Here is a 26,174-nt window from a genome sequence, read left to right as displayed (position 1 = left end):
TCTGCATAGCTGCTTTACAGTCGTAGAGCACTGCAGGGAACTTGCCAGCTCCATTGGTTACCCGAGTTTAATTTTTTTCGCAAGCAGCCGATCCCGGGCCGCTTTAGCGGAGCATTCAAACAGATGAATTTAGAAAATGCCCTCTAAACAGTCCGAGGCGCGGACTAGAGCATCAGCTTGACGACGGACTCGTCCGGGTCGCGGGTTTTGCCGGCGGCTTTGAGCTCGGCCAGATAATCCGCCCAGAGTGCGTCATAACGTCGCCCCAGTTCGTAGAGGTAATCCCAGGTGAACAGGCCGCTGTCGTGACCGTCGTCGAAGGTCAGTTTCAGTGCGTACTGACCGGCCGGTTCTACCTTGGACAGGCCGACGTGCAGCTTGCCGAATTGCAGGATCGGTTTGCCGTGGCCCTGGACCTCGGCGGAGGGCGAATGCACGCGCAGGAATTCGGCGGGCAGGGTGTACTCCTCGCCGGACGCGTATTTGAGCGACAGGGTTTTCGAGGCTTTGTGCAGTTTGATGTCGGTGGGGAGTTGGGTCATTGCCGGCGTTCCGTCAGGTGAAAAAAATTGTGGGAGCCGATGGCTCCCACAGTTTCACGACCACTGTCAGTATGGCTTACAGGATATAACGAGACAGATCTTCGTTCTGCGCCAATTCACCCAGGTGGCTGTTGACGTACTCGGCGTCGATCAGGATCGCCTTGTCGTCGTGGGCGCTGGCCAGATCGCCGGCACTGAACGACACCTCTTCCAGCAGGCGCTCGAGCAGCGTGTGCAGGCGACGGGCACCGATGTTCTCGGTCTTCTCGTTGACCTGCCAGGCGATCTCCGCCAGACGCTTGATGCCGTCAGGCTGGAACTGGATGTTCAGGCCTTCGGTCTTCAGCAGCGCGCAGTATTGCTCGGTGAGCGAGGCGTGCGGTTCGCTGAGGATGCGCTCGAAGTCTTCCGGGCTCAGGGCCTTGAGTTCGACGCGGATCGGCAGACGGCCTTGCAGCTCCGGCACCAGGTCGCTCGGCTTGCTCAGGTGGAACGCACCGGAGGCGATGAACAGGATGTGGTCGGTCTTGACCATGCCCAGCTTGGTGTTGACGGTGCAGCCTTCGATCAGCGGCAGCAGGTCGCGTTGTACGCCTTCACGGGACACATCGGCGCCGCCGACATTGCCGCGCTTGGCGACCTTGTCGATTTCGTCGATGAACACGATGCCGTGCTGCTCGACCGCTTCCAGGGCCTTGGCCTTCAACTCTTCTTCGTTGACCAGGCGACCGGCTTCTTCATCGCGCACCAGCTTCAGCGCTTCCTTGACCTTGAGCTTGCGAGACTTCTTCTTGCCCTTGCCCATGTTGGCGAACAGGGACTGAAGCTGGTTGGTCATCTCTTCCATGCCCGGCGGCGTGGCGATCTCGATGCCGGCCATTTCGGCGACTTCGATCTCGATTTCCTTGTCGTCCAGCTGACCTTCGCGCAGGCGCTTGCGGAACAGCTGGCGGGTGTTGGAATCCGGGCTCGGCGCTTCTTCGTTGCTGAAGCCCATGCGTGCCGGCGGCAGCAGGGCGTCGAGGATACGGTCCTCGGCAGCGTCTTCGGCGCGGTGGCGAACGCGGGTCATTTCCTGCTCGCGCAGCATTTTGATCGCGGCATCGGCCAGATCACGGATGATCGATTCGACGTCGCGGCCGACGTAGCCGACTTCGGTGAACTTGGTCGCTTCGACTTTGATGAACGGCGCATTGGCCAGCTTGGCCAGGCGACGGGCGATCTCGGTTTTACCGACACCGGTCGGGCCGATCATCAGGATGTTCTTCGGGGTCACTTCAACACGCAGCTCTTCAGGCAGCTGCATGCGGCGCCAGCGGTTGCGCAGGGCAATCGCGACGGCGCGCTTGGCATCGTCCTGGCCGATGATATGGCGATTGAGTTCGTGGACGATTTCGCGGGGAGTCATGGACATAATAATTGACGGTCCTCAAGCAGAAACAAGCCGTGGCACAGGGCCGACTCAGGCTTCTTCAGCGAGATCCTGCTCCTCAATGGTCTGAGTGTGGTTGGTGAATACACAGATGTCGGCGGCGATCCCGAGAGCGGTCTCGACGATTTCGCGGGCCGACAGATCGGTCTTTTTCAGCAGCGCGCTGGCAGCAGCCTGGGCGTAACCGCCACCGGAACCCATGGCGATCAGGCCGTTTTCCGGTTCGACCACGTCACCGTTGCCGGTGATGATCAGGGAGGCGTCCTTGTTGGCGACCGCGAGCATGGCTTCGAGGCGGCTCAGGGAGCGGTCGGTGCGCCATTCTTTTGCGAGTTCAACGGCGGCGCGGATCAGGTGGCCCTGATGTTTCTCGAGCTGGCCTTCGAAACGTTCGAACAGGGTAAAGGCGTCGGCGGTGGCACCGGCGAAACCGGCGATGACCTGGCCGTGGTACAGGCGACGAACTTTCTTCGCGTTGCCTTTCATCACGGTGTTGCCGAGAGAAACCTGGCCGTCGCCGCCCATGACGACTTTGCCGTGGCGGCGGACTGAAACGATGGTGGTCAAGGGAAGAGTCTCCACACTGCGGGGCGAAAATGCCTTATGCCCATTCATATGGGGGTGGTGGAGAGGATTTCAACTGCGGGAAGGGAGAGGGGACGAGCGGTGCTTTGTACATGATCGTTCCCACGCAGAACGACATGATCGTTCCCACGCTCCGCGTGGGAATGCCTCAATGGACGCTCCGCGTCCCTGCGGCAAGGGACGCGGAGCGTCCCGGGCTGCATTCCCACGCAGAGCGTGGGAACGATCGGTGGGGAGGTATCAGCGGCTCTGGCGTTGTTGTAACAACAGGTTGCTGAACCCTGCGCCCGCCAGTTGTTTCTGGGCGGTGGTCAGTTGTTCGCGGTTGCTGAACGGGCCGACCAGTACGCGATACCAGGTTTCATCCTTCACCGTCCCGGATTCAACCGCTACCGCCTGGCCGAGCAGAATGATCTGCGCGCGCACCTTGTCGGCATCGGCCTCTTTGCGGAACGAACCGGCCTGGAGGAAGAACTTGGTCACCGGCGCAGCCTTGGTCACCGGCGGCGCTGGCGGTGGGGTAATCCCGGCCAGTGCAGCCTGCGCGCGCGCCGTGTCGATCTTCGCCGCTTCGGCCGGGGTCACCGGCGTGGTCGGGATCGCCGGCACCTGTGGCGTCGGCAGGGTTTTCTCCGGCACGGCGTCAGGCGGCACGATCACTTCCGATTCCGGCAGCAGGGTGTAGAAGTCGTACTTCGGCTTCACCGGTTGCGTCGGGCTCGGCGGGGTCTTGTTGGCCTCGGCGATCTTGGTGGCTTTCTGTTGCTGCTGTTGCTCGATCTTCTCGCGCTTGACCGTGTCGCTGCCCTTGCCCGGCTCCAGTTTCATCAGAAACACGATGAACGCGCCGACCGTCAGGCCGATGGCCATCCACAGCCAACCCGGGATCGGTTGCTTTGCAGGAGCTTGGTAACGGCTGGCGCCACGCTTGGGTGCAGGTTTTTTCTTGGCAGCCAACTTACATACGCTCCAGGGTTTCCAGGCCGAGCAGTTCCAGGCCTTGCTTGAGGGTACGGCCGGTCAGCGCGGCAAGGCGCAGACGGCTCTGCATTTGTGCCGGGGTGTCGGCGGCGAGGATCGGGCAGTTCTCGTAGAAGCTGGAGAACAGGCCGGCGACGTCGTACAGGTAAGTGCACAGGGTGTGTGGCGTGCCCTTTTCCGCGACGTTGTTCAGCACTTCACCGAACTGCGCCAGTTTGGCCGCCAGTTCCTGTTCGTGCGCCGCTTCGAGAACGATCTGGCCGTCGACTTCGCTGAAGTCCTTGCCCAGTTTGCGGAACACGCCGGCCACGCGGGTGTAGGCGTACAGCAGGTACGGCGCGGTGTTGCCTTCGAAATTGAGCATCAGGTCGAAGTTGAAGCTGTAGTCGCTGGTGCGGTGCTTCGACAGGTCGGCGTACTTCACCGCGCCGATGCCCACGACTTTGGCGATGTTGCGCAGCTCGTCTTCGGCCAGCTCCGGATTCTTGTCCTTCACCAGGGTGTAGGCGCGTTCCTGAGCTTCGGTCAGCAGATCGATCAGCTTCACGGTGCCACCATCACGGGTCTTGAACGGACGGCCATCGGCGCCGTTCATGGTGCCGAAGCCCATGTGTTCCATTTCCATCGGATGGGTCACGAAACCGGCCTTGCGCGCCACGGCGAACACTTGCTGGAAGTGCAGGGCCTGACGCTGATCGACGAAGTACAGCGCACGGTCGGCCTTCAGTTTGCCGCTGCGGTAGCGCACGGCCGCCAGGTCGGTGGTGGCGTACAGGTAGCCGCCGTCAGCCTTGACGATGATCACCGGCAGCGGCTCGCCTTCGGCGTTCTTGAACTCGTCGAGGAACACGCACTGGGCGCCGTTGCTTTCGACCAGCATGCCGGCGGCCTTCAGATCGTTGACCACGTTGATCAGGTCGTCGTTGTAGGCGCTTTCGCCCATCACGTCGGCCATGGTCAGTTTGACGTTGAGCAGTTCGTAGATCTTCTGGCAGTGCGACAGCGAGATGTCCTTGAACTTGGTCCACAGCGCCAGGCATTCCGCGTCGCCGGCCTGCAGCTTGACCACCAGGCCACGGGCGCGGTCGGCGAATTCCGGGGACTCGTCGAAGCGCTGCTTGGCGGCGCGGTAGAAGTTTTCCAGGTCCGACAGCTCGTCGCTGGTGATCGGGTTTTCCTGCAGGTACGCCATCAGCATGCCGAACTGGGTGCCCCAGTCGCCAACGTGGTTCTGACGGATCACGGTATCGCCGAGGAATTCGAGCACACGGGCCACGCCGTCGCCGATGATGGTCGAGCGCAAGTGGCCGACGTGCATCTCTTTGGCCAGGTTTGGCGCCGACAGGTCGACCACGGTGCGTTGCGCCGGGCCCGCCTTGCGCACGCCAACGTGAGCGTCGGCCAGTGCGGCGTCGAGGCGCGAGGCCAGCGCTTGAGTGTTCTGGAAGAAATTGAGGAAGCCGGGGCCGGCGATTTCGGCCTTGGTGACGTTCTCGTCAGCCGGCAGGGCGGCGATGATTTTCTCTGCCAGGTCGCGGGGCTTCATGCCCGCAGGCTTGGCCAGCATCATCGCGATGTTGCTGGCGAAGTCGCCGTGGGTCTTGTCCCGGGCGTTCTCCACCTGGATCGCCGGCGTCAGGCCTTCAGGCAACACACCTTCGTTGACGAGTTGGGTGAGGGCTTGTTGGATCAGCTGGCGAATGGTGTCTTTCATGGTCTTCTCTTTCGACCGCAAGCGCGGCGGCGCATCGATGCGCGGGTGGAAAAACTGGGCATTATCCGTTGCGAAGACGGGCTTGCCAACCTTAGCAGGCAGGATGTGGATGTGTGGTGACAATTCGAGCGGTTTTGCCCGGTCAGTACAGATCCACCGGATCGACATCCAGCGACCAGCGCACCGCCCGGCCGCTCGGCATCTGCTCCAGCGCCAGCAGCCAGCTCGCCAGCAACCGGTGCAGCGGCGCCCGGGCCGTGGCCTGCAACAGCAGCTGCGCGCGGAAGCGTCCGGCCCGACGTTCCATCGGTGCCGGCACCGGTCCCAGCAGTTCGATGCCACTCAGGTTCTGCTCAGCCAGCAAGCGCTCGGCTTCGCTGCAGGCTTCATCAAGAAAGCCTTCGGCCTGCCCCGGCTTGTGGGCTTCGGCGCGCAACAGCGCCAGATGCGAGAACGGCGGCAGCCCGGCGGCGCGGCGTTCGCTCAGGGCCTGTTCGGCGAAGGCGAAGTAGCCCTGTTCGGTCAGTTGCACCAATAAAGGATGGTCGGCCAGGTGCGTCTGAATGATCACCTTGCCCGGTTCTTCCGCCCGTCCGGCGCGGCCGGCGACCTGCACGATCAACTGCGCCATGCGCTCGCTGGCGCGGAAGTCACCGGAAAACAATCCGCCGTCGGCGTCGAGGATCGACACGAGGGTGACCCGGGGGAAGTGGTGACCCTTGGCCAACATTTGAGTGCCGACCAGAATGCATGGCTGGCCTTTCTGGATCGTGGCGAACAACTGATTCATGGCGTCTTTGCGCGAGGTGCTGTCGCGGTCGACGCGCAGTACCGGATAGTCCGGGAACAGAATCGCCAGCCGTTCCTCGGCCCGTTCGGTGCCGGCGCCCACCGGCCGCAGATCGACCTTGTTGCACTTCGGGCACTGGCGCGGCACGCGCTCGACATAACCGCAGTGGTGGCAGCGCAGTTCGCCATAGCGCTGGTGCACGGTCATCCGCGCATCGCAGCGCTGGCACTCGGACATCCAGCCGCAATCGTGGCACAGCAGGGTCGGCGCAAAACCCCGGCGGTTGAGGAACACCAGCACTTGTTGGCCGGCGGCGAGGGTCTGGCCGATGGCCTGCTGCATCGGCCCGGAAATGCCGCTGTCCAGCGGACGACTTTTCACATCCAGGCGCAGGAACCGTGGCTGCTTGGCGCCGCCGGCCCGTTCATTCAGGCGCAGGAGTCCGTAGCGACCGGTGTAGGCGTTGTGCAGGCTTTCCAGCGATGGCGTCGCGGAGCCGAGGACGATCGGGATGTTTTCCTGCCGCGCCCGCACCAGCGCCAGATCCCGTGCGTGGTAGCGCAGGCCTTCCTGCTGTTTATAGGAACCGTCGTGTTCTTCGTCGATGATGATCAGCCCCGGATTCTTCATCGGGGTGAACAGCGCCGAGCGGGTGCCGATAATAATGTCGGCCTCGCCATCGCGGGCGGCGAGCCAGGCGTCGAGCCGCTCGCGGTCGTTGACCGCCGAGTGCAGCAGGGCGATGCGTGCGTTGAAGCGTTGTTCGAAGCGCGCCAGGGTTTGCGGGCCGAGGTTGATCTCCGGGATCAGCACCAGCGCCTGCTTGCCGGCTTCGAGGGTTTCGCGGATCAGCTGCAAATAGACTTCGGTCTTGCCGCTGCCGGTAACCCCGGCCAGCAGGAACGCGTGATAACTGTCGAAACCGGCGCGAATCGCTTCATACGCGGCGCGCTGTTCGCTGTTGAGCGGCAACTCCGGCTGCGCCAGCCAGTGCTCGTGGCGTGCGCCGGGGGCATGGCGACGCACTTCGACCTGCACCAGATCCTTGGCCAGCAGCAGATCGAGGCTGTCCTTGTTCAGCATCAGTTTGCTCAGCAACTGATGGGCGACGCCGTGAGGGTGCTGGGCCAAAGTCGCCAGGGCTTCACGCTGGCGCGGCGCGCGGGCGATGCGCGGGTCATCGAGGCTGGCGCCGGGGGCGGCGGACCAGAAGCGTTCCTGGCGGGCCTCGGCCAGTTCGCCCTGGCGCAGCAGCACCGGCAGTGCCCAACTCAAGGTGTCGCCGAGGCTGTGCTGATAATACTGGGCGGTCCACAGGCACAGCTTGAACAGTGCTGGCGGCAGCGGCGCCGTGGCATCGAGCAGGGCCAGCGCCGGTTTGAGCTTCTCCACCGGCACTTCACTGGTGTCAGTGACTTCCACCAGAATCCCGATCATTTCCCTCCGGCCGAACGGCACCCGCAAGCGCATGCCCGGTTGCAACTGCGAACGCAGCACGCCGGCCGGGGCCCGATAGTCGAACAGGCGGCGCAGGGGCGAAGGCAGGGCGAGGCGCAGAATGGCGTCGGGCACGCGGAGGATTCTCATAGGCGGGGCGGTGAAGAAGGGCGGGAGCCTAGCAGACGGTCGGTCTCAGTGACAGCTTGCGTGATTAGCATTGTCTGGTAGAATCCGCGGCCTAATTACGTGCGGTATTCAACAATAGTGTTGGGTGGCGGCACGCTAGCCTGAGGAAGACACCATGAAAGCTGATATCCATCCAGAATACCCAGCAGTTGCTGTTACCTGCAGCTGCGGCAACAAGTTCGAAACCCGTTCGACCTTCGGCAAAGCCCTGGCGATCGACGTTTGCAACGAGTGCCACCCGTTCTACACCGGTAAGCAGAAGACTCTGGACACCGGTGGTCGCGTTCAGAAGTTCGCCGACCGTTTCGGTGCTTTCGGCGCGAAAAAGGCCTAAGGCCCTTCATTCTGGAAAGCCTCAACGGTTTTTCCGGTCTGATGAAAAAGGCGTCCCTTGCGGGCGCCTTTTTTGTGTCCGCGATTTGGCTGTCCGGCGCCCAGGCCTTCTGCCCGGCTCCCGCCGGCCTGACCAGCGTCTCCGTGCAGCGCGTGGTCGACGGCGACACCTTGCGCCTGAACGACGGGCGCAGCGTGCGGATGATCGGGCTCAACACCCCTGAGCTCGGCAAGCAGGGTCGCAGCGACGAACCATTCGCGGTAGCGGCGCGCAAGCGTCTCGAAGCATTGGTCGCAGAGAGCGACGGTCGGGTCGGCCTGCTGCTCGGCGCCGAGTCCAAAGATCATTACGGCCGGACCCTGGCCCATGTTTTCAGCGCCAAGGGAGACAATCTCGAAGCGCAAATGCTCGCCGATGGCCTCGGTTTCCAGGTCGCGGTGGCGCCGAATGTCGATCTTGTTGATTGCCAGCAGGCTGCCGAACGACGTGCACGGCAGGCCGGTCTTGGCCTGTGGAAGCGCTCACCTGTACTGAAAGCGGAGCAGATCGAGCGATCGGGTTTCGCGGTGGTCAGCGGTCGTGTGAGCAAGGTTCAGCGCAATCGCGGCGGAATCTGGATCGAATTGCAGGACAAGCTTGTACTGCGCGTTGCACCCAATCTGCTGGATCGTTTCGATGACGCTTCGTTGCTAGCGCTGAAGGGCAGGCAGATCGAGGCCCGAGGCTGGGTGGTCGACCGTTCGCGACGGGGCGGATTGAAACCGGGTCAGGCCCGCTGGTTGTTGCCGCTGACCGATCCTTCGATGTTGCAATCGTCTCGCTGAAGAAAAATTGTAGACATTTTTTCTGTCGATTGTGAACAGTCAAGCCCTTGTGCGCCGTGGCTCTTGGCCCAAAGTCGTAGGGCAGGGCGCTTGACAGGGGTGACCGGGCAGTCTTGTGGGGACTTTGCGAGGCGCGTATCCTCGCTGACCAGTCTGTCCAACAGTAAAAAGCGGAATGCCAAAATGTCTGATCTGAAAACTGCCGCTCTCGAATATCACGCCCATCCTCGTCCAGGAAAGCTGAGTGTCGAGCTCACCAAGGCCACTGCTACCGCCCGCGACCTGTCGCTGGCCTACAGCCCCGGCGTAGCTGAACCAGTGCGCGAGATCGCTCGCGATCCTGAACTGGCCTACAAGTACACCGGCAAGGGCAACCTGGTTGCAGTCATTTCCGATGGCACCGCGATTCTGGGCCTGGGTAACCTCGGCCCACTGGCTTCCAAGCCAGTGATGGAAGGTAAAGGCGTGCTGTTCAAGCGCTTCGCCGGCATCGACGTGTTCGACATCGAAGTCGATTCCGAAAGCCCGCAAGCCTTCATCGACACCGTAAAACGCATTTCCATCACCTTCGGTGGCATCAACCTGGAAGACATCAAGGCACCTGAGTGCTTTGAGATCGAACGCGCTCTGATCGAGCAGTGCGACATTCCGGTATTCCACGATGACCAGCACGGCACCGCGATCGTGACCGCTGCGGGCATGATCAACGCCCTGGAAATCGCTGGCAAAACCCTCGGCGAAGCCAAGATCGTCTGCCTGGGCGCCGGCGCTGCCGCTATCTCCTGCATGAAATTGCTGGTGAGCATGGGCGCCAAGGTCGAGAACATCTTCATGATCGACCGTACCGGCGTGATCCACGCTGGCCGTGACGACCTGAACCAGTACAAGGCTGTGTTTGCTCACGCTACCGAGAAACGCACGCTGGACGACGCCATCGAAGGCGCTGACGTATTCGTCGGCCTGTCGGGCCCGAACCTGCTGAGCGCCGAGCAACTCAAGCGCATGGCGGCCAACCCGATCGTCTTCGCGTGCTCCAACCCGGATCCGGAAATCTCCCCGGAACTGGCCCACGCCACCCGTAACGACGTGATCATGGCCACCGGCCGTTCGGACTACCCGAACCAGGTCAACAACGTGCTGGGCTTCCCGTTCATCTTCCGTGGTGCCCTGGACGTTCGCGCCAAGCGCATCAACGAAGAAATGAAAGTGGCTGCTGCCAACGCCCTGCGTGAACTGGCCAAACTGCCGGTTCCACAGGAAGTGTGCGACGCCTACGGCGGTATCAAGCTGGAATTCGGTCGTGAGTACATCATTCCGAAGCCAATGGACAAGCGCCTGATCACCCTGATCTCCGACGCCGTGGCCAAGGCCGCGATCGAGACCGGTGTGGCCACCCTGCCGTATCCGAAGCACTACCCGCTGAAAAGCGTGGATGACGTGTTCAACGGCTAAGTCGTTGTAGCGCTTCAACCGAAAGCCCCGGCTCGTGAGAGTCGGGGCTTTTTTGTGCCTGAGGGTTTTGTGTCGGGTGTGGCCGGTTCATCCAGCACCAATCCTGAAGGCAATAAAAAGCCCCGCACTTCTCACGAAGGCGGGGCTTTTTGGCGGATCAGGATCGGGATCAGAACAAGTCTATCGGCGCCTGTTCATCCGCCGGCAACGGGCTGCCCGGTGCGGTGCCATTGCCGATCTCGTTGACCGGCGGCGGCGTGTCTTCGGCCTTGAACAGCTCGAAGTAGGCGCCCGGTGTGCTCGGTGTGGCCGCGCGGCCGCTGACCGGATCCACCCGCAGGCTCAGGATGCCTTCCGGCTCTGGCTGGACATGCGGCGGCTTGTCCTTGAGCGCGGCGCTCATGTAGTTCATCCAGATCGGCAGCGCCACGGTGCCGCCGAACTCCCGGCGACCAAGGCTTTCCGGCTGGTCGAAACCGGTCCAGACCGTGGTCACGTAATCGGCGTTGTAACCGGAGAACCACGCATCCTTGGATTCGTTGGTGGTACCGGTTTTACCCGCGATGTCGCTGCGACCCATGGCCAGTGCACGACGACCGGTGCCGAGCTTGATCACGTCCTGCAGCATGCTGTTGAGGATGTAGGTGGTGCGGCCATCGACGATGCGCTCGGCGACTGCCGGCACTTGCGGCATTGCGGCACTGCCCGGCGCTTCGCCCGGAGTCGGTGCTGCGTTGACGGTGATCGATTGGGTCGCCGGTGCCGCGATGCCGTCGGTGGCTGCGCCGCCCTGCGGTACGGTCGGCGGGTTGGCGACGAACAGCGTGTCGCCATTGCGGCTTTCGATCTTGTCGATGATGTACGGGGTGATCTTGAAACCGCCGTTGGCGAAGGTGCTCCAGCCGGTGGCGATTTCCATTGGCGTCAGGGTCGCGGTGCCCAGCGCCAGGGACAGGTTAGGCGGCAGGTCCTGTTTGTTGAAGCCGAAGCGGGTGATGTAGTCGATGGTCTTGCCTACGCCCATCGCCTGCAGCAAGCGGATCGAAACCAGGTTGCGCGACTTGTACAGCGCCTCACGCAGACGGATCGGGCCGAGGAAGGTGTTGGTGTCGTTCTTCGGACGCCAGACCTTGTCCAGGTACTCGTCGACGAACACGATCGGTGCGTCGTTGACCAGGCTGGCGGCGGTGTAGCCGTTATCCAGCGCGGCGCTGTAGACGAACGGCTTGAAGCTCGAGCCCGGCTGACGCTTGGCCTGCATTGCACGGTTGTAGTTGCTCTGCTCGAAGGCGAAACCGCCGACCAGCGAACGGATCGCACCGTTCTGCGGATCCAGCGACACCAGCGCGCCCTGGGCCTGCGGAATCTGGCTGAACTTCAGCGAATTGTTCGGCTGGCGCTGTACGCGCACCAGATCGCCGACCTGCGCGACATCCGATGGCTGACGCGGCGCGGCACCCATGCTGTTGGTATTGAGGAACGGACGGGCCCATTTCATGGTGTCCCACGCCACGTGCTCTTCGCCGGTGCGGGTCAGCACTTGCAGGCCGTTCTTGTCGACCTGGGTGACGATGGCCGGCTCGAGGCTGCTGATGGTGCGCTGCTTGGTCAGCTCGGTGGCCCAGGCTTCATGGGTCTTGCCCGGCAGACGCGATTCAGGGCCACGGTAGCCGTGACGCTGGTCGTAGGTCATCAAACCTTCGTGCAGCGCGGTGTTGGCCATTTCCTGCAGGTTGCTCGGCACCGTGGTGGTGACGCGGAAACCTTCGGTATAGGCGTCGCTGCCGTAGCGGCCGACCATTTCGGCGCGGGCCATCTCGGCGATGTACGGCGCGTTCACTTCCGGGGTCGGCACGTGGTAGCTGGCGTTCAACGGCTCGTTGATGGCGGCGGTGTAGTCGGCCTCGGTGATCTTGCCGAGCTTGTACATGCGCCCGAGGATCCAGTCACGACGCTCCTTGCTGCGCGCCGGGTTGGCCAGCGGGTTGAAGCGCGAAGGGGCTTTCGGCAGGCCGGCGATCATCGCCATCTGCGCCAGGCTGACCTCGCGAATCGACTTGCCGTAATACACCTGCGCCGCCGCCTCGATGCCGTAGGCGCGGTTGCCCAGATAAATCTTGTTCACGTACAGCTCGAGGATCTCGTCCTTGGTCAGCTGTCGTTCGATCTGCAGGGCCAGGAGGATTTCCGTGGTCTTGCGCGAGAAGCTGCGTTCGCTGGTCAGGAAGAAGTTCTTCGCCACCTGCATGGTGATGGTGCTGCCGCCGGACTGGATGTGTCCGCTTTTGACCAGTTGGGTCGCGGCACGCATCAGGCTGCTCGGATCGACGCCATAGTGGTTGGCGAAGTTGTCGTCTTCAGCACTTAGTAACGCATTGATGAAATTGGGGGGAATGTCGGCGAAACGGATCGGTGTGCGGCGCATTTCGCCAAATTCTGCGATCAACTTGTTGTCGCTGCTGTACACCCGGAGCGGAATCTGCAACTGAATGCTTCTCAGCGCCTCCACAGATGGCAAACCCGGACTAAGGTAAAGAAACGCGCCGCTGAGACCTAAAAGCAGTCCGCAGAAAACGGCGACGATGGACCAACCGAAGAATTTCAGCAGACGAATCAAGGCTTTTGGACATCCAGGGCAAAGAATGAATTGGGCGACAGGGTTCCGGAAACACACAGAACGGCCCGCGCCGGCAGTAAAAAGCGGAAAAAATCGCTGGGCATTATAAGCACTTTTCCGCTGGGGGCGTCATTTGCGCTTCTGTCAAGACGGGGCGAGGGAACGCAATGCGCATTACAGAGTCCGTAACTCACGGATAGTCATAGGGAATTGGTAGTGCTAGGACTCTTCAACAAAAAGACCAACACGTTACTGGGGATCGACATCAGCTCCACTTCGGTGAAGCTGCTGGAGCTGAGCCGTCAGGGTGAGCGCTACCGGGTCGAGGCGTACGCGGTGGAGCCGTTGCCGGCCAACGCCGTGGTCGAGAAGAATATCGCCGAACTCGAAGGCGTCGGGCACGCCTTGTCCCGGGTGCTGGTCAAGGCGCGTACCGGGCTCAAGAGCGTGGCGGTGGCGGTGGCCGGCTCGGCGGTGATCACCAAGGTCATCGAAATGGACGCCGGGCTGTCCGACGACGAGCTGGAAAACCAGCTCAGGATCGAGGCCGATCAATACATCCCCTATCCGCTGGACGAAGTTGCCATCGACTTCGAAGTCCAGGGCGTTTCACCGCGCAACCCCGAACGGGTCAATGTGCTGCTGGCTGCCTGTCGCAAGGAAAACGTCGAAGTCCGCGAGGCGGCACTGGCCCTCGCCGGCCTGACTGCGCGGGTGGTGGATGTCGAGGCGTATGCGCTTGAGCGCTCGTTCGGCCTGCTGGCCACGCAACTGGCGGCTTCCCAGGAGCGCCTGACCGTTGCGGTGGTCGATATCGGCGCCACCATGACCACCCTCAGCGTCCTGCACAACGGCCGGATCATCTACACCCGCGAGCAACTGTTTGGCGGACGCCAGCTGACCGAGGAAATCCAGCGCCGTTATGGCCTGACCATTGAGCAGGCCGGGCTGGCCAAAAAGCAGGGCGGTCTGCCGGACGATTATGTCAGCGAGGTCCTGCAGCCCTTTCGCGAGGCGCTGGTGCAACAGGTCTCGCGTTCCCTGCAATTTTTCTTCGCCTCCGGCCAGTACAACGCGGTCGACCACATTCTGCTGGCCGGTGGTACGGCGTCGGTGCCCGGGCTGGATCGGCTGATCGAAGAGCGCCTGGGCACGCCGACCCAGGTCGCCAACCCGTTTTCCGACATGGCCTTGAGCAGCAAGGTCAACGCCGGGGCCCTGGCCAGTGATGCGCCGGCCCTGATGATTGCCTGCGGGCTCGCGCTCAGGAGTTTCGACTGATGGCGCGGATCAACCTTTTACCCTGGCGTGAGGAGCGCCGCGAAGAACGACGCAAACGCTTCCTGCTGGCCCTGACGGGCGTGGTGGTCGGTTCGGTCGGCGCGGTCTTCATTGCTGCGCAGATCTTCAGCACCGCCATTGAGCGGCAGCAGACGCGCAACGATTACATCGGCAAACAGATCGCCGTGGTCGATGAGCGGATCAAGCAGATCAGCGAGCTCAAGGCGCGTCGCCAGCAATTGGTGGAGCGGATGCGCATCATCCAGGACCTGCAGGCCAACCGGCAGGTCAGCGGGCGGATTTTCGATCAACTGGCGCGCACCCTGCCTGACGGGGTGTATTTCACCAGCGTGAAAATGGTCGGCAAAACCCTGTCGATCAGCGGTGCGGCGGAGTCGAACAATCGGGTGTCCGACCTGATGCGCAATCTCGATGCATCCGACTGGTTCGATGCGCCGAGCCTGAACGAGGTCAAGGCGACCACGGCCGGGCAACTGGATCAGGCCAACGTCTTTCAACTGACCGTCCGTCAAACCCGGCCCAAGAACCTGGAGGACGATCAATGAAACCGTCCGAATGGTTCGCAAGCCTGCGCAATATCGATTTCAACGACCTGGATACCAGCAACATCGGCTCCTGGCCGCCGGCCGTCAAAGGCCTGGCCGGGGCGCTGTTGATGATCCTGGTCCTGGCGCTGGGCTACAACTTTTTCGTCAGTGACATGGAAAACCAGCTTGAGCTCAAGCGTACGGAGGAGGCCACGCTCAAGGAGCAGTTCACCAGCAAGGCGCACCTGGCGGCCAATCTCGAGCTGTACACCCAGCAGATGAAGGAAATGGAGAACTCGTTCGGCGTCCTGCTGCGGCAATTGCCCAGCGACACCGAAGTGCCGGGGCTGCTGGAAGACATCACGCGCACCGGTCTGGGCAGCGGTCTTGAATTCGAGGAGATCAAGCTGTTGCCGGAGGTGACGCAGCAGTTCTACATCGAATTGCCGATCCAGATCACCGTCACAGGCGCGTATCACGACCTCGCCACCTTCGTCAGCGGCGTGGCCGGATTGCCGCGGATCGTGACCCTGCACGACTTCGAGCTGGCGCCGGCCAACCCGGAAGGCGGGACGAAGTTGCGCATGAGCATCCTCGCCAAGACGTACCGCTACAACGACAAGGGGCTGCAAAAATGAGCCCGATCCGTTTCCTTCTATTGTCGACCTTGACGCTGGGCTTGAGCGGTTGCGGCGGCAACGATTTCAGCGATCTCGACGCCTACATGAATGAAGTGCGCCTGCGGCCGCCGGGCAAGATCGAGCCGACGCCGACCTTTCGTTCCTACCCGACGTTCACCTACAGCGCCGCCAGCCTGCGCAGCCCGTTCTCGCGTCAGGTGCGGGTTGATCTGGCCGGGCAGCAGCATGGTTCGCGCAACGTCAAACCGGACCCGAACCGGGTCAAGCAGTACCTCGAAGGTTTCAACATCGAGCAATTCGAGATGGTCGGCACGATTGCCAATGCCTCCGGCTCCTTTGCGCTGCTGCGCGGGGCGGGCGGGGTGCATCGGCTGAAAGTCGGCGATTACCTGGGGCGCAACGACGGGCGCATCGTCGCGATCAGCGCCTCCCAGGTCGATGTGGTCGAAATCGTTCCCGATGGCGAAGGGGCCTGGCTGGAGCGGCCGCGCACCATTCCTTTGAAAGAGCACTCATAGTGGAAGTCGAACAATGAACAGGATTTTCTCCACCCTCGGTTTTTCGCTATGGATAGCGCTGCTGTCGCCGATGGTTCAAGCGGCCAATCTGAAGACGCTGGACGTTGCGGCGCTGCCGGGCGATCGCGTCGAGTTGAAGCTGTCGTTCGACGGCCCACCGCCACAGCCCAAGGGCTACACCACCGATTCGCCTGCGCGGATTGCTCTGGATCTGCCGGGAGTGGCCAGCCAGCTCGCGAGCAAGACTCGCGACCTCGGTAGCGGAAATGCGCGCACTGCCACCGTGGTCGAGGCCAACGACCGTACCCGGTTGATCATCAACCTGACGCAGCTGGCGCCGTATGACGCCCGGGTCGAGGGGAACACGCTGTTCGTGGTGGTTGGGCAGGGCAGCAAAGTTACTGCGCCGCGACCTGCCACCAAGGCTCCGCGCGCCACGCCGGTGGCCGCCCCGGCCCGGACGTTTGTGCCGACGGCCAAGGCCATTCGTGGTGTGGATTTCCAGCGTGGCACGGCGGGTGAGGGCAATGTCGTCATCGACCTGTCCGACCCGACCATTGCGCCGGATATCCAGGAACATGACGGCAAGATTATCCTCAATTTTGCCCGCACCCAATTGCCCGAGCCGTTGCGGGTGCGCCTCGACGTCAAGGATTTCGCCACCCCGGTGCAGTTCGTCAATGCCGGCGTCAGCGGAGATCGCGCGACCATCACCGTCGAGCCCAGCGGCACCTTCGACTATTCCACTTACCAGACCGACAACAAGCTGACCGTGAGCATCCGGCCGTTGACCGTCGATGACCTGCAAAAGCGCAACGCCGACCGCAACAGCTACAGCGGTGAAAAGCTTTCGTTGAATTTCCAGGACATCGATGTGCGTTCGGTGCTGCAACTGATCGCCGATTTCACCAACCTCAACCTGGTGGCCAGCGACACGGTGCAGGGCGGGATCACCTTGCGCCTGCAAAACGTGCCATGGGACCAGGCGCTGGATCTGGTGCTCAAGACCAAAGGCCTGGACAAGCGCAAGGTCGGCAACGTGTTGCTGGTGGCGCCGGCAGATGAAATCGCCGCCCGTGAGCGGCAGGAACTGGAATCGCAGAAACAGATCGCCGAGCTGGCACCACTGCGCCGCGAGCTGCTGCAAGTGAATTACGCCAAGGCTGCGGACATCGCCAAGCTGTTCCAGTCGGTCACCAGCGCCGAGGCCAAAGTCGACGAACGGGGTTCGATCACCGTCGATGAGCGCACCAACAACATCATCGCCTACCAGACCCAGGATCGCCTCGACGAGCTGCGGCGGATCGTGGCGCAACTGGATATCCCGGTGCGTCAGGTGATGATCGAGGCGCGGATCGTCGAAGCCAACGTCGATTACGACAAAAGCCTGGGCGTGCGCTGGGGCGGATCGATCCAGAACAAGGGCAACTGGAATACTTCCGGGGTCAGCAACGGCTCGTCGACCACCATCGGCACACCGGGGAGCACCAGCACCAACTCACCGTTCGTCGACATGGGCACGGTCAACAACACGTCCGGGATCGGCATTGCGTTCATCACCGACAACGTCTTGCTGGACCTTGAGTTGACGGCGATGGAGAAGACCGGCAACGGTGAAATCGTCTCGCAGCCCAAGGTCGTGACCTCCGACAAGGAGACCGCGAAGATCCTCAAGGGCACCGAAATTCCGTATCAGGAAGCCAGCTCCAGCGGCGCTACGTCGGTGTCTTTCAAGGAGGCCTCGCTGTCGCTGGAGGTCACGCCGCAGATCACTCCGGACAACCGCATCATTATGGAGGTGAAGGTCACCAAGGACGAACCGGACTACCTGAATAAAGTGCAGGATGTACCGCCGATCAAGAAAAACGAGGTCAATGCCAAGGTGCTGGTGAACGACGGCGAGACCATCGTGATTGGCGGGGTTTTCTCAAATACTCAAAGCAAGGTCGTAGATAAGGTGCCATTTCTTGGCGATGTGCCGTATCTTGGCCGCCTTTTCCGGCGTGATGTGGTTTCGGAGAAAAAATCCGAGCTGCTGGTATTCCTCACTCCGCGTATCATGAATAACCAGGCGATTGCTGTGAGTCGTTGATTCTGTGCGAAATTTGATTCTTGTAGGACCGATGGGGGCTGGAAAAAGCACCATCGGCCGATTACTGGCCAAAGAGCTGCGCCTGCCGTTCAAGGATTCCGACAAGGAAATTGAACTGCGTACGGGCGCCAATATCCCGTGGATCTTCGACAAGGAAGGCGAGCCCGGTTTTCGTGATCGTGAGCAGGCGATGATCGCCGAGCTGTGCGCGTTCGACGGCGTGGTGCTGGCGACGGGCGGCGGCGCGGTGATGCGCGATGCCAACCGCAAGGCCCTGCATGAGGGCGGACGGGTGGTGTATCTGCACGCCTCCGTCGAGCAGCAGGTCGGCCGCACCTCCCGCGACCGCAACCGGCCGCTGCTGCGCACGGCCAATCCCGAGAAAACCTTGCGCGACCTGCTGGCGATCCGTGATCCGCTTTATCGGGAAATCGCCGATCTGGTGGTGGAAACCGACGAGCGGCCACCACGCATGGTCGTGCTCGATATTCTCGACCGCCTGCAGCAGCTTCCGCCCCGTTAAAGCGCCGCCCGAAATGCGCTATCCTCGGCGTCCTGTCGAGGGTTGTGGCCGATCGCATGCAAGCGGCGTCACATCACTCAAGACCGGGGACATCCGATAATTCAAGGCAGGACGCCTGCTTCCATCTTCACTGTGGGGACACATGCAGACACTCAAGGTCGATCTAGGCGAGCGCAGCTACCCGATTCATATTGGCGAAGGACTGTTGGATCAGCCTGAATTGCTGGCTCCGCACATCCACGGGCGGCAAGTGGCAATCATCTCCAACGAGACTGTTGCGCCGCTCTATCTCGAGCGTCTGACCCGCAGCCTGGCGCAATTCTCGGTGGTTTCCGTGGTGCTGCCGGACGGCGAAGCCTTCAAGAACTGGGAAACCCTGCAACTGATCTTCGACGGCCTGCTGACTGCTCGGCACGATCGTCGTACCACCGTCATCGCCCTTGGTGGCGGTGTGATCGGCGACATGGCCGGTTTTGCAGCCGCCTGCTACCAGCGCGGCGTCGATTTCATCCAGATTCCTACCACGCTGCTGTCCCAGGTCGATTCGTCGGTGGGCGGCAAGACCGGGATCAACCACCCGCTCGGCAAGAACATGGTCGGCGCCTTCTATCAGCCGAACGTGGTGCTGATCGATACGGCGTCCCTGAAAACCCTGCCAGCGCGCGAGCTGTCCGCAGGTCTGGCCGAAGTCATCAAGTACGGCCTGATCTGCGACGAGCCGTTCCTGACCTGGCTCGAAGACAATGTCGACGCCCTGCGCGCACTGGATCAGAAAGCCCTGACCTATGCCATCGAGCGCTCCTGCGCGGCCAAGGCTGCGGTGGTCGGCGCCGATGAGAAAGAGACCGGTGTACGCGCCACGCTCAACCTCGGCCACACCTTCGGCCACGCTATCGAAACCCACATGGGCTATGGTGTCTGGTTGCACGGTGAAGCGGTCGCTGCTGGCACGGTAATGGCGATGGAAATGTCCGCGCGCCTCGGCTGGATCAGCGAGCAGGAGCGCGATCGCGGGATTCGTCTGTTCCAGCGTGCCGGCCTGCCGGTGGTGCCGCCTGAAGAAATGAGCGAAGCCGATTTTCTCGAACACATGGCAATTGACAAAAAAGTGATCGACGGTCGTTTGCGCCTGGTGCTGCTGCGCCGGATGGGCGAAGCGGTAGTGACCGACGATTATCCGAAAGAGGTTCTACAGGCCACGCTGGGAGCGGATTACCGCGCTCTGGCTCAGCTTAAAGGTTAATAAGATTCCGATGACTAGTTTGCATGCCGACGAGGCGTTCCTCGGCCATTTCCAGTTAAGTCATGACCCTTTCGCTCCACGGGTCCCGGGCTTCAAATTCTTCCCGGCCCAGCGCAAACCGGTGCTGGGTCAACTGCACCACCTGGCGCGTTACAGCCAGTTGCTGCTGGTGGTCACCGGCCCTCAGGGCAGCGGCAAGACGTTGCTGCGCCAGGCGCTGGTTGCCAGCACCAACAAGCAGTCGGTTCAGAGTGTTGTCGTCTCCGCCCGTGGCGCCGGCGATGCGGCCGGTGTGCTGCGTCAGGTCGCCCAGGCGCTGGACGTGGCCCAGGCCGATGTCGGAGCGATCCTCGATCAGGTCGTACAGTTGGCGCTGACCGGCCAGGAAGTCTATCTGCTGGTGGACGATGCCGAGCAGCTCGACGAGTCCGCCCTCGAAGCCCTGATGGCTTTGGGTGCCGGCGCACCGGAAGGCCGTCCGCATGTGTTCCTGTTCGGTGAGTCGTCGCTGATTGCTCAGCTTGAGGCGCTGCACCTTGAGGAAGAGCGCTTCCACGTCATCGAATTGCAGCCGTACACCGAAGAAGAAACCCGCGAATATCTCGACCAGCGGCTCGAAGGCGCGGGCCGTGGCGTCGAACTTTTCACCGCGGATCAGATCTCTGATATTCACGAAAGCTCCGAGGGTTGGCCGGGCAACATCAACCAGGTCGCTCGCGATGCTCTGATCGAAGTCATGATTGCCAGCCGCTCTGCGGTCAAGCGTCCAAGTATGGGGTTCAACATGCCGAAGAAACACGTATTGGCGATTTCCGCCGTCGTCGTGGTGGCGGTCGCTGCCGCCTGGCTGATGCCTGGCCGCAACAAGGCGCCAACCACCGGCGCACCGGCCAATGAACAGGCACAGCTGCCATTGGGCCAGGGTGGCGCACCGAACGTGGAGTTCGCCGGTAACACCCAGCCGATGCCGTTGCCGCTGGTCGGCAATTCGCAACCGGTCATGCGCAAGCCATTGGCCGAAGCGGCGGGCGGGATTACCGAGGGTGACGACGGTGTGCCGCTGGAAGGTTCCAGCAATACGCCGCCAACCGTGACCACCACCGCGCCACCGGCCGGTGTGCCTGCCGGTCCTGCGCCGACGCCGGTCCCGGTCCCTGCGGCCAAACCGACACCGGCACCGACTCAGGTCGCCACGGCCAAGCCAGTGCCTGCTCCAGCCGCGCCAGTCGCCAAGCCTGCTCCAGCGCCGGCCAAGCCTGTAGCAGCGGCCAAACCGGCCGAGAAAGCCGCCGAGAAGCCGGTCACCGTCGCCAAAGCCGCTGGCGGCAGCTGGTACGCCGGCCAGGCGCCGGGCAACTACGTGGTGCAGATCCTCGGCACCAGCTCTGAAGCCGCCGCACAAAGCTTCGTCAAGGAGCAGGGCGGCGAGTACCGTTATTTCAAGAAAGTCCTCAACGGCAAGCCACTCTACGTGATCACCTATGGCAGCTTTGCCAATCGTGATGCGGCCGTTTCTGCCATCAAGGCCTTGCCAGCGAAGGTTCAGGCTGGTAAACCTTGGCCTCGCACTGTCGCCAGCGTCCAACAGGAACTGGCAACAACTCGCTGAAGATTCGGCGGCCTTACCCAGGCCGCCTCTCCAAGCACCTCAAAATCTCTACAAGTGCGCGCCGTCTCTACAGACCGCGTGCCTTGTGGTGTCTGCGTCACAGTAGTCTTTGAGTCGTTGCGGTCAAAATTAAAAAAGTTTTGACTAGCACAGCAGATCGCTTTAAACCTTTCACAAATGCGACATGAATTTGCGACATTTCGTCGTCAAATTTGTGAGCCTCTGTGTCGCTGTGTACAATGACCACCCTTTTGCCCCCGCTAAGCCGGCGTACGTTCGGCGCGAGATGCAAGTGGTTGAATTGAAAAGAAATTTGCCTCGAAAAGAGGCAGCCTGGTGAGAAAGTGTCTATGAAAGCAGGTCTGTACCAACCAGATGAATTCAAGGATAACTGCGGTTTCGGCCTGATAGCCCATATGCAGGGCGAACCCAGTCATACCCTATTGCAAACGGCCATTGAGGCCCTGACCTGCATGACCCACCGCGGTGGGATTAATGCCGACGGCAAGACCGGTGACGGTTGCGGTCTGCTGATTCAAAAGCCTGACGCCTTCCTGCGCGCGATTGCCCAGGAAGCCTTCAGCGTCGAGCTGCCCAAGCAATATGCCGTGGGCATGGTCTTCTTCAACCAGGATCCGGCCAAGGCCGAAGCCGCTCGCGAGAACATGAACCGCGAGATCCTGGCCGAAGGCCTGCAATTGATCGGCTGGCGCAAAGTGCCCATCGACACCAGCGTCCTCGGCCGCCTCGCCCTTGAGCGCCTGCCGCAGATCGAGCAGGTGTACATCGGCGGCGAAGGCCTGAGCGATCAGGACATGGCGGTCAAGCTGTTCAGCGCACGTCGTCGTTCGTCTGTGGCCAACGCCGCTGACACCGACCACTACATCTGCAGCTTTTCCCACAAGACCATCATCTATAAAGGCCTGATGATGCCGGCCGACCTGGCCGCGTTCTATCCGGACCTGGGTGACCAGCGCCTGCAAACCGCGATCTGCGTGTTCCACCAGCGCTTCTCCACCAACACCCTGCCGAAATGGCCGCTGGCTCAGCCATTCCGCTTCCTCGCTCACAACGGCGAGATCAACACCATCACCGGTAACCGCAACTGGGCCCAGGCCCGTCGCACCAAGTTCAGCAACGATCTGATGGATCTGGAAGAACTCGGCCCGCTGGTGAACCGCGTTGGCTCCGACTCTTCGAGCATGGACAACATGCTCGAACTGATGGTCACCGGTGGCATCGACCTGTTCCGTGGCGTGCGGATGATCATTCCGCCTGCGTGGCAGAACGTCGAAACCATGGACCCGGATCTACGTGCGTTCTACGAGTACAACTCGATGCACATGGAGCCGTGGGACGGCCCGGCCGGCGTGGTGATGACCGATGGTCGCTACGCGGTGTGCCTGCTCGACCGTAACGGTCTGCGTCCGGCGCGTTGGGTTACCACCACCAACGGTTTCATCACTGTCGCTTCGGAAATCGGCGTCTGGAACTACCAGCCGCAGGATGTCATCGCCAAGGGCCGTGTCGGTCCTGGGCAGATCCTCGCCGTGGACACCGAAACCGGTCAGATCCTCGACACCGACGCGATCGACAACCGTCTGAAATCCCGTCATCCGTACAAGCAATGGCTGCGCAAGAATGCCCTGCGCATTCAGGCGACCATGGAAGACAACGATCACGGTTCGGCTTTCTACGACGTCGATCAGCTCAAGCAATACATGAAGATGTATCAGGTCACGTTCGAAGAGCGCGATCAGGTACTGCGTCCGCTCGGCGAGCAAGGCTATGAGGCCGTTGGCTCGATGGGCGACGACACGCCGATGGCCGTGCTGTCCCAGCGAGTGCGCACGCCGTATGACTATTTCCGTCAGCAGTTCGCGCAGGTGACCAACCCGCCGATCGACCCGCTGCGTGAAGCGATCGTGATGTCGCTGGAAATCTGCCTTGGTGCCGAGCGCAACATCTTCCAGGAATCGCCGGAACACGCTTCGCGCGTGATCCTCAGCTCGCCAGTGATCTCGCCGGCCAAGTGGCGCTCGCTGATGAACCTCGACCGCCCGGGTTTCGAGCGGCAGATCATCGACCTCAACTACGACGAAAGCGTCGGCCTCGAAGCGGCGATCCGCAACGTCGCCGATCAGGCTGAAGAAGCCGTGCGCGCCGGTCGTACCCAGATCGTTCTGAGCGACCGCCATATCGCGCCGGGCAAACTGCCGATCCACGCCTCGATGGCCACCGGCGCGGTACACCACCGTCTGACCGAAAAAGGCCTGCGCTGCGATTCCAACATCCTCGTTGAAACCGCAACCGCCCGCGATCCGCACCACTTCGCGGTGCTGATCGGTTTCGGCGCCTCGGCGGTCTATCCGTTCCTGGCCTACGAAGTGCTGGGCGACCTGATCCGTACCGGTGAAGTGCTGGGCGACCTCTACGAGGTGTTCAAGAACTACCGCAAAGGCATCACCAAAGGCCTGCTGAAGATCCTGTCGAAGATGGGCATCTCGACCATTGCGTCCTATCGCGGTGCGCAGTTGTTCGAAGCCATTGGTCTGTCCGAAGAAGTTTGCGAGCTGAGCTTCCGTGGTGTGCCGAGCCGCATCAAGGGTGCGCGTTTCGTCGACATCGAAGCCGAGCAGAAAGCACTGGCCACCGAAGCCTGGAGTCCGCGTAAGCCGATCCAGCAGGGCGGTCTGCTGAAGTTCGTCCACGGTGGCGAATACCACGCGTACAACCCGGACGTGGTCAACACCCTGCAAGCCGCCGTGCAGCAGGGCGACTACGCCAAGTTCAAGGAATACACCTCGCTGGTGGACAACCGTCCGGTGTCGATGATCCGTGACCTGTTCAAGGTCAAGACCCTCGAGAAACCGCTGGACATCAGCGAAGTCGAGCCGCTGGAATCGGTGCTCAAACGCTTCGACTCCGCCGGTATCTCGCTGGGCGCCCTGTCGCCGGAAGCTCACGAAGCCCTGGCCGAAGCCATGAACCGCCTGGGTGCGCGTTCCAACTCCGGCGAAGGCGGCGAAGACCCGGCACGCTACGGCACCATCAAGAGCTCGAAAATCAAGCAGGTTGCGACCGGTCGTTTCGGCGTGACCCCGGAATACCTGGTCAATGCCGAAGTGCTGCAGATCAAGGTCGCCCAGGGCGCCAAGCCGGGCGAGGGCGGGCAACTGCCGGGCGGTAAAGTGAACGGGCTGATCGCCAAACTGCGTTACGCAGTGCCGGGCGTGACCCTGATTTCGCCACCGCCGCACCACGACATCTATTCGATCGAAGACTTGTCGCAGCTGATTTTCGACCTGAAACAGGTCAACCCGAAGGCGCTGGTCTCGGTGAAACTCGTGGCTGAAGCGGGCGTCGGTACCATCGCCGCCGGTGTGGCCAAGGCCTATGCGGACTTGATCACCATCTCCGGCTACGACGGAGGCACCGGTGCTTCGCCGCTGACCTCGATCAAATACGCTGGCGCACCGTGGGAACTCGGCCTGGCCGAAACCCACCAGACCCTGCGCGGCAACGACCTGCGCGGCAAGGTCCGGGTGCAGACCGACGGCGGCCTGAAAACCGGCCTCGACGTAATCAAAGCGGCCATCCTCGGCGCCGAAAGCTTCGGCTTCGGTACCGCGCCGATGATCGCGCTGGGCTGCAAATACCTGCGGATCTGCCACCTGAACAACTGCGCCACTGGCGTCGCGACTCAGAACGAGAAGCTGCGCAAGGATCACTACATCGGCACCGTCGACATGGTGGTGAACTTCTTCACCTACGTCGCCGAAGAAACCCGTGAGTGGCTGGCCAAGCTCGGCGTGCGTTCCCTCGAAGAACTGATCGGCCGCACCGATCTGCTGGAAGTCCTCGAAGGCCAGACCGCCAAGCAGCATCACCTGGATCTGACGCCGCTGCTGGGCAGCGATCACATCCCGGCGGACAAGCCTCAGTTCTGCGGCGTCGAGCGCAACCCGCCATTCGACCAGGGCCTGCTGGCCGAGAAAATGGTCGAGATGGCGACGTCGGCGATCAACGACCTCAGCGGCGCCGAGTTCGAACTGGACATCTGCAACTGCGACCGTTCGATCGGCGCGCGGATCTCCGGCGAAATCGCCCGCAAGCATGGCAATCAGGGCATGGCCAAGGCGCCAGTCACCTTCCGCTTCAAGGGCACTGCGGGTCAGAGCTTCGGCGTGTGGAACGCCGGCGGTCTGAACATGTACCTGGAAGGCGACGCCAACGACTACGTCGGCAAAGGCATGACCGGCGGCAAACTGGTCATCGTGCCGCCGAAGGGCAGCGCTTATCAGACTCAGAACAGCGCCATCATCGGCAACACCTGCCTGTACGGCGCCACGGGCGGCAAGCTGTTCGCCGCCGGCACCGCAGGCGAGCGTTTCGCCGTGCGCAACTCCGGTGCCCACACGGTCGTGGAAGGCACTGGCGATCACTGCTGCGAGTACATGACCGGTGGTTTCGTCTGCGTCCTGGGCAAGACCGGTTACAACTTCGGCTCAGGCATGACCGGCGGTTTCGCCTACGTGCTCGACCAGGACAACACCTTCGTTGACCGGGTCAACCACGAACTGGTGGAAATCCAGCGGATCAGCGGCGAGGCGATGGAAGCCTATCGCAGCCACCTGCAGAACGTGCTGAACGAGTACGTCGCGGAAACCGACAGCGAGTGGGGTCGTGAACTCGCCGAGAACCTCGATGACTACTTGCGTCGTTTCTGGCTGGTCAAGCCGAAGGCTGCCAACCTGAAGTCGTTGCTTTCCAGCACCCGTGCCAACCCGCAGTGATATGCGCCTGAAGAGTTTGATGAGGT

Annotated in this window: 19 protein-coding genes; 12 read left to right on the top strand and 7 right to left on the bottom strand. The window is 61.9% G+C overall.

The window, feature by feature from the left end; all coding sequences use genetic code 11:
• Positions 1-164: 164 nt before the first annotated feature.
• The 6 genes from AC1RR7_RS12845 to AC1RR7_RS12820 all read right to left on the bottom strand — a co-directional run bounded on the left by AC1RR7_RS12845 (position 165) and on the right by AC1RR7_RS12820 (position 7,616).
• Positions 165-542: a gamma-butyrobetaine hydroxylase family protein gene (locus tag AC1RR7_RS12845; protein ID WP_102620210.1), complete on the bottom strand. Its 378-nt coding sequence runs from the start codon at positions 540-542 to the stop codon at positions 165-167.
• A 76-nt stretch (positions 543-618) separates the two neighbouring features.
• The gene (hslU, locus tag AC1RR7_RS12840; RefSeq protein WP_096819927.1) at positions 619-1,956 is read right to left on the bottom strand and encodes an ATP-dependent protease ATPase subunit HslU; all 1,338 of its coding nucleotides are present in this window, start codon (positions 1,954-1,956) and stop codon (positions 619-621) included.
• Between the two features lie 48 nt (positions 1,957-2,004).
• Positions 2,005-2,541, bottom strand: coding sequence for an ATP-dependent protease subunit HslV (gene hslV / locus AC1RR7_RS12835; RefSeq protein ID WP_003220875.1), 537 nt, complete (start codon positions 2,539-2,541; stop codon positions 2,005-2,007).
• 258 nt (positions 2,542-2,799) lie between these two features.
• The gene (locus tag AC1RR7_RS12830) at positions 2,800-3,516 is read right to left on the bottom strand and encodes an SPOR domain-containing protein (protein WP_096819926.1); all 717 of its coding nucleotides are present in this window, start codon (positions 3,514-3,516) and stop codon (positions 2,800-2,802) included.
• 1 nt (position 3,517) lies between these two features.
• A complete protein-coding gene (gene argS, locus AC1RR7_RS12825; RefSeq protein WP_096819925.1) occupies positions 3,518-5,254 on the bottom strand; it encodes an arginine--tRNA ligase in 1,737 nt (578 codons plus the stop codon).
• A 142-nt stretch (positions 5,255-5,396) separates the two neighbouring features.
• On the bottom strand, positions 5,397-7,616 hold the full coding sequence (locus AC1RR7_RS12820; RefSeq protein WP_096819924.1) for a primosomal protein N': 2,220 nt from the start codon (positions 7,614-7,616) through the stop codon (positions 5,397-5,399).
• Positions 7,617-7,785: 169 nt separating this feature from the next.
• Between AC1RR7_RS12820 and rpmE the strand changes: the two genes are divergently transcribed.
• From rpmE to AC1RR7_RS12805, 3 genes are all read left to right on the top strand, one after another.
• Positions 7,786-8,004, top strand: coding sequence for a 50S ribosomal protein L31 (gene rpmE, locus AC1RR7_RS12815; protein ID WP_007975586.1), 219 nt, complete (start codon positions 7,786-7,788; stop codon positions 8,002-8,004).
• A gap of 41 nt (positions 8,005-8,045) precedes the next feature.
• Positions 8,046-8,828, top strand: coding sequence for a thermonuclease family protein (locus tag AC1RR7_RS12810; protein ID WP_493065850.1), 783 nt, complete (start codon positions 8,046-8,048; stop codon positions 8,826-8,828).
• A 183-nt stretch (positions 8,829-9,011) separates the two neighbouring features.
• The gene (locus AC1RR7_RS12805; protein ID WP_096819922.1) at positions 9,012-10,280 is read left to right on the top strand and encodes a malic enzyme-like NAD(P)-binding protein; all 1,269 of its coding nucleotides are present in this window, start codon (positions 9,012-9,014) and stop codon (positions 10,278-10,280) included.
• A gap of 169 nt (positions 10,281-10,449) precedes the next feature.
• Here the strand turns inward: AC1RR7_RS12805 and AC1RR7_RS12800 are convergent, their stop codons facing one another.
• On the bottom strand, positions 10,450-12,894 hold the full coding sequence (locus AC1RR7_RS12800; RefSeq protein WP_493157770.1) for a penicillin-binding protein 1A: 2,445 nt from the start codon (positions 12,892-12,894) through the stop codon (positions 10,450-10,452).
• Between the two features lie 219 nt (positions 12,895-13,113).
• Here AC1RR7_RS12800 and AC1RR7_RS12795 point away from each other — a divergent pair, with 219 nt between their 5' ends.
• The 9 genes from AC1RR7_RS12795 (at position 13,114) to gltB (ending at position 26,148) form a co-directional block, all read left to right on the top strand.
• Positions 13,114-14,178: a pilus assembly protein PilM gene (locus AC1RR7_RS12795; protein WP_096819920.1), complete on the top strand. Its 1,065-nt coding sequence runs from the start codon at positions 13,114-13,116 to the stop codon at positions 14,176-14,178.
• A complete protein-coding gene (locus AC1RR7_RS12790) occupies positions 14,178-14,744 on the top strand; it encodes a PilN domain-containing protein (protein ID WP_192559571.1) in 567 nt (188 codons plus the stop codon). The genes AC1RR7_RS12795 and AC1RR7_RS12790 overlap by 1 nt, the downstream gene beginning before the upstream one ends.
• Positions 14,741-15,364, top strand: a complete 624-nt coding sequence (pilO, locus tag AC1RR7_RS12785) for a type 4a pilus biogenesis protein PilO (protein ID WP_102620203.1) — start codon at positions 14,741-14,743, stop codon at positions 15,362-15,364. The genes AC1RR7_RS12790 and pilO overlap by 4 nt, the downstream gene beginning before the upstream one ends.
• The gene (locus AC1RR7_RS12780; protein ID WP_096819917.1) at positions 15,361-15,885 is read left to right on the top strand and encodes a pilus assembly protein PilP; all 525 of its coding nucleotides are present in this window, start codon (positions 15,361-15,363) and stop codon (positions 15,883-15,885) included. Before pilO ends, AC1RR7_RS12780 begins: the two co-directional genes overlap by 4 nt.
• A 13-nt stretch (positions 15,886-15,898) precedes the next feature.
• Positions 15,899-17,977: a type IV pilus secretin PilQ gene (locus AC1RR7_RS12775; protein WP_493071402.1), complete on the top strand. Its 2,079-nt coding sequence runs from the start codon at positions 15,899-15,901 to the stop codon at positions 17,975-17,977.
• Positions 17,978-17,981: 4 nt separating this feature from the next.
• Complete coding sequence (aroK, locus tag AC1RR7_RS12770) at positions 17,982-18,500, top strand: shikimate kinase AroK (RefSeq protein WP_045121685.1); 519 nt, start codon at positions 17,982-17,984, stop codon at positions 18,498-18,500.
• 142 nt (positions 18,501-18,642) lie between these two features.
• Positions 18,643-19,743, top strand: coding sequence for a 3-dehydroquinate synthase (gene aroB / locus AC1RR7_RS12765; RefSeq protein WP_096819915.1), 1,101 nt, complete (start codon positions 18,643-18,645; stop codon positions 19,741-19,743).
• Between the two features lie 10 nt (positions 19,744-19,753).
• On the top strand, positions 19,754-21,352 hold the full coding sequence (locus AC1RR7_RS12760) for an AAA family ATPase (protein WP_102620200.1): 1,599 nt from the start codon (positions 19,754-19,756) through the stop codon (positions 21,350-21,352).
• A gap of 350 nt (positions 21,353-21,702) precedes the next feature.
• Positions 21,703-26,148, top strand: coding sequence for a glutamate synthase large subunit (gene gltB, locus AC1RR7_RS12755; RefSeq protein ID WP_493065847.1), 4,446 nt, complete (start codon positions 21,703-21,705; stop codon positions 26,146-26,148).
• The last annotated feature ends 26 nt before the right edge of the window (positions 26,149-26,174 follow it).

The sequence above is a fragment of the Pseudomonas sp. GW821-FHT11G12 genome, from assembly GCF_058808055.1.
Note: the sequence above shows the minus strand (reverse complement) of the source record. Positions and strands in the feature narration are given on the sequence as shown.

Excerpts from the sequence above, each read along its gene's own strand:
- AC1RR7_RS12780 (WP_096819917.1), top strand. The coding sequence starts at position 15,361 with ATGAGCCCGATCCGTTTCCTTCTATTGTCGACCTTGACGCTGGGCTTG.
- AC1RR7_RS12845 (WP_102620210.1), bottom strand. The coding sequence starts at position 542 with ATGACCCAACTCCCCACCGACATCAAACTGCACAAAGCCTCGAAAACC.
- argS (WP_096819925.1), bottom strand. The coding sequence starts at position 5,254 with ATGAAAGACACCATTCGCCAGCTGATCCAACAAGCCCTCACCCAACTC.
- pilO (WP_102620203.1), top strand. The coding sequence starts at position 14,741 with ATGAAACCGTCCGAATGGTTCGCAAGCCTGCGCAATATCGATTTCAAC.
- rpmE (WP_007975586.1), top strand. The coding sequence starts at position 7,786 with ATGAAAGCTGATATCCATCCAGAATACCCAGCAGTTGCTGTTACCTGC.
- AC1RR7_RS12790 (WP_192559571.1), top strand. The coding sequence starts at position 14,178 with ATGGCGCGGATCAACCTTTTACCCTGGCGTGAGGAGCGCCGCGAAGAA.
- hslU (WP_096819927.1), bottom strand. The coding sequence starts at position 1,956 with ATGTCCATGACTCCCCGCGAAATCGTCCACGAACTCAATCGCCATATC.
- AC1RR7_RS12805 (WP_096819922.1), top strand. The coding sequence starts at position 9,012 with ATGTCTGATCTGAAAACTGCCGCTCTCGAATATCACGCCCATCCTCGT.
- AC1RR7_RS12810 (WP_493065850.1), top strand. The coding sequence starts at position 8,046 with ATGAAAAAGGCGTCCCTTGCGGGCGCCTTTTTTGTGTCCGCGATTTGG.
- aroB (WP_096819915.1), top strand. The coding sequence starts at position 18,643 with ATGCAGACACTCAAGGTCGATCTAGGCGAGCGCAGCTACCCGATTCAT.
- AC1RR7_RS12760 (WP_102620200.1), top strand. The coding sequence starts at position 19,754 with ATGACTAGTTTGCATGCCGACGAGGCGTTCCTCGGCCATTTCCAGTTA.
- AC1RR7_RS12775 (WP_493071402.1), top strand. The coding sequence starts at position 15,899 with ATGAACAGGATTTTCTCCACCCTCGGTTTTTCGCTATGGATAGCGCTG.
- gltB (WP_493065847.1), top strand. The coding sequence starts at position 21,703 with ATGAAAGCAGGTCTGTACCAACCAGATGAATTCAAGGATAACTGCGGT.